Below are 9,728 nucleotides of genomic sequence, written 5' to 3'. Positions count from 1 at the left end.
AGGGAGACTGCGTATAAGCGTGAAGACCGTCGCGCAGGGAATGCCGGTTGAACCGGCTTTGCCTGTGGTACCTGCCGCCTGCATTTTTTCTGCAGGCGGGCCATGGGTGGGGCCTTCACCCGGCATTCCCTGCGCCCTCTGCACTCTCGCGAGGGACGACCTGATCGCAAAGCTCGGGCAACATCTGCCGCGAGAACGCGAAGCTATGTCGATCGCTGTTTGAGACGTGAATCCGCCTCCCCCCACCCTACCGCTTCTCCGCTTCGCGCTCCCTGGCCTCGCGCTCGGCGCGCTGGCGGTCGAGGCGGCGGCCCTGCCATTCGAGCACGAGCCAGCCGGCGATGCACATCGCGACGACGACGAATTCGAGCAGGCCCCCCATCTCGCTCATGGCGCGTCACTCGCGGGTCTGACCTTGGCCTTCCGCATCTGAGCGTCTCACGCGCGACTTTCCGAGCGCTGCAATCCGCGCCGGCCGCCTTACCGTCATGCCGACGACCTCGCCTCGCTACGACGACCGCCCCGAGCGCAACAACTGATCGCGTCGCTCCAGGCGCTCGAACAGGTCGAGCACCCACAGCGCGCGATCGTGAACAGTCCGGCGCGGCGGCGCGATCGCGTGCGGGCGCTGCGCATCCGCCGCGACGACCGCCTCGATCAAAATGCGCGCCTCCGGCCGCGGCGGCGCCAGCGACGGCTGCTCCTGCAGCAGCGACATCACCGCGGCCTTGCCGAGAAGCTGCAGCTTGCGCGGCATCGAGACGAATGCGCGCCGCGACAGCGAATCGAATTCGGCACGTGCGACCTCGCGGCCGATCTCGGCATAGATCAGCCGCGCCGCATGGATGCCGGGCCGGCAACTCCACGGCAGATCGGCGATGCCTGCGGAAGCGCGCGCATAGAACACGTCGGCGACTGCGAGCAGTCGCGCGGTGACCCGGCCGATGCGGTCGTCGAAGAACGGCGCGGCACGCCAGGTCTCGATATCGAGGCCCGCCTCGCGCAGCCATTGCCGCGGCAGATAGAGCCGGCCAGCGCGCGTGTCCTCGCCGACATCGCGGGCAATGTTGGTGAGCTGCATGGCGATGCCGAGGTCGCAGGCGCGTCCGATCGTCCCGGCCTCACGCCGGTTCATCAAGAGCGACATCATCACGCCGACCGTGCCGGCGACGCGCACGGCATAGGCGAGCACGTCGCTCAGGGTCTCATAGCGGCGGCCCTGGGCGTCCCAGGCGAGACCTTCGAGCAGCGCCTCCGGCAGCGCGCGCGGAATCGTGAAATGCGCCACGACGCCGGCCAGCGCGCGATCGACGGGACTGTCGTCCGGCGTGCCATCATAGATCCGGTCGAGCCGTTCGTGCAGCAGCTCGACGGCGTCGACGCGGCGGCCGGGCCCGTCGATCGCGTCATCGGCCTCGCGGCAGAACGCGTAGAGTGCGACGGCGGGATCGCCGACCGCGCGGGGCAGCACTTTCGAGGCGGCAAAGAACGTCTTCGATCCGCCCCGCAACATCCGCCGACAGATCGCAATGTCCGTTTGCCAGCTCATCGCCGCTCCAGCTCATGCGGCGCGGGCACGAGATCATCGAGCACACGCGCCGAGGACAGCACGCCCGGCAGGCCGGCGCCTGGATGGGTGCCCGCGCCGACCAGATAGAGCCGCTCGACCTCTTCGCTCTTGTTGTGCGGCCGGAACCAGGCGCTCTGCATCAGCACCGGCTCGAGCCCGAACGCCGCGCCGCGATAGGACGACAGGCGATGCTCGAAATCATCCGGCGTCAGCAGCCGCGACGTGACGAGCTGGCCGGCAAGGTCCGGCAGCAGCGTGTCGCTCAGCGCGGTCTCGATCCGCTTGCGGAACGGCTCGGCCGTCGCCGACCAGTCGATGCCGCTCTCCTGATGCGGCACCGGCGACAGCACGTAGAAGGCATCGCAGCCATCGGGCGCCAGCGACGGATCGGTCGCGGTCGGCCGGTGCAGATAGAGGCTGAAATCATCCGCCAGGACCTTGCGGCGGAAGATGTCGTCGAGCAGCTCGCGATAGCGCGGGCCGAGCAGGATGGTGTGATGCTGAACGTCGTCGTAGCGGCGCTTCGTGCCGAAATACCAGACGAACAGGCTCATCGAATAGCGCGCACGGTCGATGCGCGCATCGGTCCAGCGCCGGCGCGACACGCTCGGCAGCAGATGCTTGTAGGTCCAGGCCGCGCAGCCATTGGAAACGACGACGTCGGCCGCGACCGTCTCGCCGGACTCGAGCCGCACGCCGGTGGCGACGCCATTCCTGGTCGTGATCTCGGCGACGGGTGCCGAGCAGCGCACCTTGCCGCCCTGCCCCTCGATCAAGCCGACGAGACCCGTCACCAGCGCACCGGTGCCCCCCATCGCGAAGTGCACGCCCCAGCGCCGCTCGAGATAGGCGATCAGGCAGTAGATCGACGTGGTCGTGAACGGGTTGCCGCCGATCAGCAGCGGATGGAAGCTGAGGATGATGCGCAGCCGCTCGTCGCGGACATAGTGCGAGACGAGGCCATAGACCGAGCGAAAGCTCTGCAGCTTGATCATCGCCGGCGCGATCTTGGCCATGTCCATGAACGACAGGAACGGCACGTCGCCAAGCTCCTCGAAGCCCTTTCTGAAGATCGCCTCGCTCGCCTTCATGAAGCGCTCGTAGCCGTCGACGTCGCCGGGCGACAGCCGCGCCACCTCGGCGCGCATCTCGGCCGGGTCGCCCGAGCAGTCGAACACGGTGCCGTCGTCGAACCGGATGCGATAGAACGGCGAGATCGGCTTGAGCGTGACGTCGTCGGACATCCTCCGACCGCACAGCTGCCATAGCTCCTCGAACAGGAACGGCGCGGTGACGATGGTCGGGCCGGCATCGAAGGTGAAGCCGTCCTGGCGATGCACATAGGCGCGGCCGCCGGGCGCGTCGAGCTGCTCGTAGACGGTGACGCGATAGCCGCGCGCACCGAGCCGGACCGCTGCGGCGAGGCCGCCGAAGCCGGAGCCGATCACGACCGCATGCGGCCGGTCTCCGAGCGCAGCCGGGACAGCGGCCTTGATGGTGGAGACGTCGAGCATGGGCGAAAGCGTAAATTGAAACTGACGTTTTCGCTAGCCAAAAAATGTCAATCTAGTTTGACATTTCCTGCTGCACCGCGAGCACGCCGGCGCGCTCGGCGGCATTGACGATCAGGCCCGCAATCCTCGCCGGCTGCTCCTCATGGGCCAAATGACCAAGGCCATCAATGAGTTCGAGCTGCGCCTGAGGCACCGATTGCTGGACGCGACGCGCGACGTCTGGCGGAATGGCACGGTCATGCGCGGCCGCGACCAGAAGCAGCGCGGTCTTCAACCGCGGCAGCTCGCGCCCAAGCGGATGCAGGTCCCAGTTCGCCATCATTTCGAGCGCGGCGCCGACATGGCCGGGGCTGCCGACCAGCCGCCGATACAGCCGCTCGCCTGTCGCGTCGATCGTCGAGCCGGTCCCCTTCAGCAGCCGATGCACCGCCGCCGGATCGCGGCCCCGCCAGGCGAACAGCCGCGGCACCAGCGGATTGAGCGCCATCATCTTGGCGAGCGGCGACAGGAACTGCGCGGCCGCGCCGCCGAACGGCAGATAGGCGCCGTTGAGGCTGACGATCAGCTTCGGCGTGATCAGGCCATCGAGCGTCATGCGGGTCAGGATCGCCGCGCCCGCGGAATGGCCGATCGCGATTTCAGGCGCGATCGCAAGCTTCTCGCAGAGACCAGCGAGATCGCGCGACATGCCGTCGAGCGACAGCCGCCGCCAATGCGGCGTGGAGGTGAAGCCGTGGCCGGAGAGATCCGGCGCGACGACGGTGAAGTGCCTGGCGAGCAGCGGCGCGAGATCGCGCCAGGAATGGGTCGCGGCTCCCGTGCCGTGGGCGAGCAGCGCGACCGGCCCCTCGCCCATGATCTGAACGTGCCAGCGCAGGCCCGCGGCCTCGACGAAGCGACTGGCCACGCGGTTGGGCCAGTCGCTGCCGTCGACGCTCCAGTTCGGCTTGTCGCTCATGCCGGCCCACGCGGTTGGACGCCGCCGGCACCGTCAACGATCGGCCGCGCACGTCAGGAAATCATCATAGCTGGCAACGACTTTATCAAGCTGTTCGAAATGCGGCATCGCCCCGGTCTGCATCACCTCGATCCGCCAGTTGGGCAGAGCCTCGACGGCGTGCTTGCCGTGATAGTCGACGAAATCGCCGCGCACGCCATGCACCATCCAGACCGGCATCGCCAGTGCCTGGTAGAGCTTCACGGCATTGGTGCTGAACAGATAGCCGGAGACGAACGAATACGGCGCGTTCTCGGCGCCGGGCTGGTGCGTGGTGATGTAGTCGTATTCCAAAAGGCCCTCGTCGATGTCCTTGCGACCAAAGGTCTTCTGCAGGAAAAAACGAATGCTGGCACGCGAGGTCAGCAGGGTGAAGAATCCGTGCTTCCACAGGGGGACGTTGAGGATGTTGCGCACCCATGGCATGGCGCGGGTCGTGTCCTTGTTGCCAGCCGTCTTGGCTGCGGCCTCGGCGCGGCGATCGAAGCCGGTCGGGCTGAGCAGCGCCAAGGTGCGAAACAGGTTCGGCGCCTCGGTGCCGGCGCGCGCGGCGAACTCGCAGCCGAGCGACAGCGCGATGGCGTCGATCGCGGCGTCGCCATGACGGCGGCGAATCTCGTTCGCCGCGAGCAGGATCGCGTCGGTCATGATGCGCGGTGTGTAGATGCGATCGGCACGGTCGGACAGGCCGAAGCCCGGCAGATCGAGCGCATAGACGGGACGCGTCTGGCGGTAGTGCTCGAACAGCGGCTTCATCTCGTAGGCCGTCGCCGCGGCGTTGACGCTGTGAATGAGCAACAGCGGCCGTCGATCGCTCGGCTCCGCCGGGCCATCGCCATAGCAGGTGATGCGTCCGACGCGCGCATCCGTAATTTCGAAGCGCGGCGCGGACAACGGCGGGGGCATCGTGACCACGCCCGGAGCAGAGGCATGATCACTCTGTGTGGTCGAAGCGACCTGCATGGCGTGCTCCTGTCTGGCTTTTTCCTGCGGATAGCAGAGTCCACCACTGCCGACCGACCGGGACGAGCATAGCGATGACCGAACGTCTTGTCAGTCACCGTTGGAACGCCGCTTGACGCCGCGGGTTCCAGCGCCGTCAGCCGCGGCCGGCTTGCGCCATGACGGCCTGCGACAACCGTGCGGCATCGGCATGAGGCAGCGCGACGTAACGCGCCTGCATCGCACCAGCGAGCTGCGCGGCCTTGTCCTGCGGGCGAGGCGAGGAATCGACCAGCACGACCGGAATGCCGGTCAGCGCGAGCTGCCTTGCGGCCACCAGCGCCTCCGCCTCAGCCTCGCTGCGGCCGCCGCCATCGCGCGCGACATTGGCCCGGCCGTCGGTCATCAGCACGATGGTCGGCGCCTGGCCCTTGGCCTTCACGGCGAGCGCGAGCTCGGTCGCGGCGAAGATCGCCGCCGACAGCGGCGTGCCGCCGCCGCCGGGCAGCGCCGCGAGACTGCGCTTGGCGCGCGTCAGCGAGCGCGTCGGCGGCAGCAAGAGCTCGGCGCCCTTGCCGCGAAACGCGATCAGCGCGACCTCGTCGCGGCGGATGTAGCATTCGGCCAGCAGCAGCTCGACGGCGCCCTTCACTTCCGCAAGCCGCTGCAAGGCCGAGGAGCCGGAGGCATCGACGACGAAGATCGTCGTGGTGCCCGAGCGCTGCTTGAAGCGGGTGATGCGAATGTCGTCCTTGTGCACGATCAGCCGGCCGCTCTTGCCGGAACGTTGCGTCCGCCGCCGCAGCGGCTGCCACGGCGCCGCCGCGCGCAGTGTCTCCAGCACGTTGAGCCGCGCGCCGGCTCGCCATTCGCCGCGGCGCGCGCCGATCGGCCGGCCGCGCTTCGGCGCTTTCTGCGCGGTGCCCTGCCGGCCGGCGCTGCTCGCCCGCGCCCGCATCGCGCGCTCGTCCTGCAGGCGCTTCAGCAGATCGGCGGGAATGGCGGCCTGCGCGGCTTCGAGCACGCGATCCTCGAGCGGACCATCATTGCTGCGATCGTCGTCGGCGCTGTCGGCTTGATCGTTCTGCGGCTCCGGCGCCTCGTCGCTCTCAGCATCGTCCTCGGTCGCCGGCAGCCGGGTGGCGCGCGGCGCCAGCACCAGCCGCGCGGCGCAGGCGATGTGCGGCTCGGCAACATCGGTCTCGCCATCGAGGGCCGCTGCGATGCGCGCCACACGACAGGCCAGCAACGGCGCGCGCAGCGAGTCGATGCCGAGCGCCACGGCCGTCGTCGTCAGCGCGGCGATCGCGTCGTCGGACAGACGGACCTGCGGCAGCAGCGCGCGCGCTGCTGCGATGTCCGCCGATGTGAACAGACTCTCGCCGAGATCGGCGCGCGCGACGGTGCCGAGATCGAGATGACAGGCCAACCGATCGGCAAGTGCAGGCGCTACCCGCTCATCACCGATGCCCTCGTCGAGCGCGACCAGGCCGAAGCGGGCCGGCGCGCGCAGCGACAGGCCATCGCGCTCGATGCTGATCACGCCGGTATCGAGCGCAGCGGTGAGATGGGCGATGGCCGATGGCGCGATGCGCTCGGCCATGACGGCGATCAGCACGCCGCCATCGGCCTCGGCGAGCAGCCCGCGCTGCATCACCGGACGCCCCGCCTGCAACGTCGCGGCGAGATCGAGACCGCCGAGCAGGCGATCATCGGAGATCGACGGCGGCAGCTTGCGGATCGCCGCCGCATCCGGCGTCAGCTCGCGCAGCAGATCGAGCCATTGCTCGCGCACCGGGCCCGCGCCCGCCCGCAGCAGCACCGACGCCGCATGTGGATCGATCGCGGCCAGCGCGGCCGCGATGACGGCATCGGCCCATATCGCGGCGCCGTCGCTCACGACGCGAAAAGCTCGTTGATCGCGCGCTCGACCCGCACCGACGAGCCGGAATCGTCGAGCGGGTTACGCCTGAGACGATGCCGCAGCGCCATCGGCGCGACCGTCTTGAGATGGCCATCATCGACTGCCTTGGCGCCATCGAGCGCCGCAGCCGCGCGCGCGGCGCGCATCAAGGTGAGCTCGCCGCGCAGCCCATCGGTGCCGAGCGCCATGCACAGCCGGGCCGCGTTCTCCAGCTCGCGATCGGCGACCTTGACCGATCCGATGTGCTCGCGGGCAGCGAGGATGCGCTTGCGCTGCTTCACCTCCTCCTTCTCCCAATGTGCAACGAAGGCCGCGGAATCAGTCTCGAACGCGTCGCGGCGCTTGATCACCTCGATCCGCGTCGGCAAGTCGCCGGGCGTCTTGACCTCGACAGAGAGGCCGAACCGGTCGAGCAGCTGCGGCCGCAGCTCACCCTCCTCCGGATTGCCGGTGCCGACCAGCACGAGGCGCGCGGGGTGGCGGATGCTGAGGCCGTCACGCTCGACGACGTTCTCGCCGGAGGCGGCGACGTCGAGCAGGAGATCGACGAGATGATCCTCCAGCAGATTGACCTCGTCGATATAGAGAAAGCCGCGATTGGCGCGCGCAAGCAACCCCGGCTCGAACGATTTCTCGCCATGAGCCAGCGCACGCTCCAGATCGAGCGCGCCGACGACGCGGTCCTCGGTGGCCCCGAGCGGCAGGTCGATGACCGGAACCGGCACCTGATGCGCCTTCAACGCCACCGGCTTTTTCGCCTTGCCGCTCGGCTTGGAGCGCGCGCGGCACGCGGCGCATTGCGCGGCGACGTCGGCCGGATCGCATTGATAGGGACAGCCGATCACGGCGCTCATCGGCGGCAAGAGCGCGGCGAGCGCGCGCACCGCGGTGGATTTTCCGGCGCCGCGATCGCCAAAGGCCAGCACGCCGCCAACCTTCGGATCGACGGCAGCGATCATCAGCGCCAGCTTCATCTCGTCCTGGCCGACGATGGCCGAGAACGGAAAGGCGATTCCCATGAGCGTCCCCTGCGCCGCGACGCGTTCCCGCCGCGTTGCCAGCATGAGACCACAATCAGGGGCCGCTCTTCAACCCATCAGCGCTTCAACGAGCGAGGCTCGGCAGATCGAGACCATTGGCGTCGGCGCAGGCGATCGCGTCCTCATAGCCGGCATCGGCGTGGCGCATCACGCCGGTGGCCGGATCGTTCCACAGCACGCGCTCCAGCCGCCGCGCGGCGTCGGCCGTGCCGTCGGCGACGATCACCATGCCGGCATGCTGCGAATAGCCGATGCCGACGCCGCCGCCATGATGCAGCGACACCCAGGTGGCGCCGCTCGCACAATTGAGCAGTGCGTTGAGCAGCGGCCAATCCGACACGGCGTCGGAGCCGTCCTTCATCGCCTCAGTCTCGCGGTTCGGACTCGCCACCGAGCCGGAATCGAGATGGTCCCGGCCGATCACGATCGGCGCCTTCAATTCGCCGCGGGCCACCATCTCGTTGAAGGCAAGCCCGAGGCGATGGCGGTCGCCGAGCCCGACCCAGCAGATCCGCGCCGGCAGGCCCTGGAACTTGATGCGCTGCCTCGCCATGTCGAGCCAGTTGTGCAGATGCTTGTTGTCGGGCAGCAGCTCCTTCACCTTGGCGTCCGTCTTGTAGATGTCCTCGGGATCGCCGGACAAAGCCGCCCAGCGGAACGGGCCGATGCCGCGGCAGAACAGCGGACGGATATAGGCTGGCACGAAGCCGGGGAAATCGAAGGCATTGGCGAGGCCCATGTCCTTCGCCATCTGGCGGATGTTGTTGCCATAGTCGAGCGTCGGAATGCCCATGGCGTGAAAATCCAGCATGGCCTGGACGTGGCCGACCATCGACGTCTTGGACGCCTGCTCCACCGCCTTGGGATTAGACGCTCGCTTGGCCTCCCATTCGGCGAGCGTCCAACCCTTGGGCAGATAGCCGTTGATCGGATCGTGCGCGCTGGTCTGATCGGTGACGATGTCGGGACGGACGCCACGGCGCACCAGCTCCGGAAAGATCTCGGCGGCGTTGCCAAGCAGGCCGACGGACACCGCCTTCTTGGTGCTGGCAGCCTCGGCCATCAGTGTCAGCGCCTCGTCGAGCGTCGCGGCCTGGCGATCGAGATAGCTGGTGCGCAGCCGCATCTCGATGCGACTCGGCTGGCATTCGACGGCGAGCATCGACGCACCGGCCATCGTGGCTGCCAGCGGCTGCGCGCCGCCCATGCCACCAAGGCCAGCAGTCAGAATCCATTTGCCGGCGAGATCGCCTTTATAGTGGCGACGACCGACCTCGACGAACGTCTCGTAGGTGCCCTGCACGATGCCCTGGCTGCCGATGTAGATCCAGGAGCCGGCCGTCATCTGGCCGTACATCATCAGGCCCATTTTATCGAGCGCGTTGAAGTGATCGAGCGTCGCCCAATGCGGCACGATGTTGGAGTTGGCGATCAGGACGCGCGGCGCGTCCGGGTGCGTACGAAAGATGCCGACCGGCTTGCCGGACTGCACGACAAGCGTCTGATCGGCTTCGAGCTTGCGCAAGGAGGCAACGATGCGATCAAAGCTGTCCCAGTCGCGCGCGGCGCGGCCGATGCCGCCATAGACGATCAGTTCGCTGGGCTTCTCGGCCACGTCAGGATCGAGATTGTTCATCAGCATGCGCAGCGGCGCTTCGGTGAGCCAGCTCTTGGCGCTGATCTCGCTGCCATGGGGCGCGCGGATCACCCGTTCATTGTCCAGGCGTCGGTTCATGGGTCC

Annotated in this window: 8 protein-coding genes and 1 pseudogene; 1 reads left to right on the top strand and 8 read right to left on the bottom strand. The window is 68.2% G+C overall.

Going from position 1 to position 9,728, the window contains the following annotated elements; translation table 11 throughout:
* Positions 1–223 (top strand): annotated as a pseudogene (locus QX010_RS24850) (hypothetical protein); the annotation flags it as partial.
* 24 nt (positions 224–247) lie between these two features.
* Here QX010_RS24850 and QX010_RS24845 read toward each other — a convergent pair.
* The 8 genes from QX010_RS24845 to hutU all read right to left on the bottom strand — a co-directional run bounded on the left by QX010_RS24845 (position 248) and on the right by hutU (position 9,722).
* Entirely contained in the window at positions 248–391 is a 144-nt protein-coding gene (locus QX010_RS24845) for a hypothetical protein (RefSeq protein ID WP_315803434.1), read from the bottom strand.
* 117 nt (positions 392–508) lie between these two features.
* Positions 509–1,549, bottom strand: a complete 1,041-nt coding sequence (locus QX010_RS24840) for a phytoene/squalene synthase family protein (protein ID WP_316182469.1) — start codon at positions 1,547–1,549, stop codon at positions 509–511.
* A complete protein-coding gene (locus QX010_RS24835; RefSeq protein WP_316182467.1) occupies positions 1,546–3,084 on the bottom strand; it encodes a phytoene desaturase in 1,539 nt (512 codons plus the stop codon). The genes QX010_RS24840 and QX010_RS24835 overlap by 4 nt, the downstream gene beginning before the upstream one ends.
* A gap of 52 nt (positions 3,085–3,136) precedes the next feature.
* Entirely contained in the window at positions 3,137–4,042 is a 906-nt protein-coding gene (bchO, locus tag QX010_RS24830; protein ID WP_316182465.1) for an alpha/beta fold hydrolase BchO, read from the bottom strand.
* Between the two features lie 33 nt (positions 4,043–4,075).
* A complete protein-coding gene (locus QX010_RS24825; protein ID WP_316182464.1) occupies positions 4,076–5,044 on the bottom strand; it encodes an alpha/beta hydrolase in 969 nt (322 codons plus the stop codon).
* Between the two features lie 136 nt (positions 5,045–5,180).
* Positions 5,181–6,923, bottom strand: coding sequence for a magnesium chelatase subunit D (locus tag QX010_RS24820; RefSeq protein ID WP_316182462.1), 1,743 nt, complete (start codon positions 6,921–6,923; stop codon positions 5,181–5,183).
* Positions 6,920–7,966: a magnesium chelatase ATPase subunit I gene (gene bchI, locus QX010_RS24815; protein ID WP_316182460.1), complete on the bottom strand. Its 1,047-nt coding sequence runs from the start codon at positions 7,964–7,966 to the stop codon at positions 6,920–6,922. The genes QX010_RS24820 and bchI overlap by 4 nt, the downstream gene beginning before the upstream one ends.
* An 85-nt stretch (positions 7,967–8,051) precedes the next feature.
* Complete coding sequence (gene hutU, locus QX010_RS24810) at positions 8,052–9,722, bottom strand: urocanate hydratase (RefSeq protein ID WP_316182458.1); 1,671 nt, start codon at positions 9,720–9,722, stop codon at positions 8,052–8,054.
* Positions 9,723–9,728: the final 6 nt, after the last annotated feature.

It is taken from the genome of Bradyrhizobium sp. SZCCHNRI1009 (genome assembly GCF_032487575.1).
Taxonomy (GTDB): domain Bacteria; phylum Pseudomonadota; class Alphaproteobacteria; order Rhizobiales; family Xanthobacteraceae; genus Bradyrhizobium.
This window is presented reverse-complemented; position numbering and strand designations above follow the sequence as displayed.

Excerpts from the sequence above, each read along its gene's own strand:
- QX010_RS24845 (WP_315803434.1), bottom strand. The coding sequence starts at position 391 with ATGAGCGAGATGGGGGGCCTGCTCGAATTCGTCGTCGTCGCGATGTGC.
- QX010_RS24840 (WP_316182469.1), bottom strand. The coding sequence starts at position 1,549 with ATGAGCTGGCAAACGGACATTGCGATCTGTCGGCGGATGTTGCGGGGC.
- QX010_RS24835 (WP_316182467.1), bottom strand. The coding sequence starts at position 3,084 with ATGCTCGACGTCTCCACCATCAAGGCCGCTGTCCCGGCTGCGCTCGGA.
- bchO (WP_316182465.1), bottom strand. The coding sequence starts at position 4,042 with ATGAGCGACAAGCCGAACTGGAGCGTCGACGGCAGCGACTGGCCCAAC.
- QX010_RS24825 (WP_316182464.1), bottom strand. The coding sequence starts at position 5,044 with ATGCAGGTCGCTTCGACCACACAGAGTGATCATGCCTCTGCTCCGGGC.
- bchI (WP_316182460.1), bottom strand. The coding sequence starts at position 7,966 with ATGGGAATCGCCTTTCCGTTCTCGGCCATCGTCGGCCAGGACGAGATG.
- hutU (WP_316182458.1), bottom strand. The coding sequence starts at position 9,722 with ATGAACCGACGCCTGGACAATGAACGGGTGATCCGCGCGCCCCATGGC.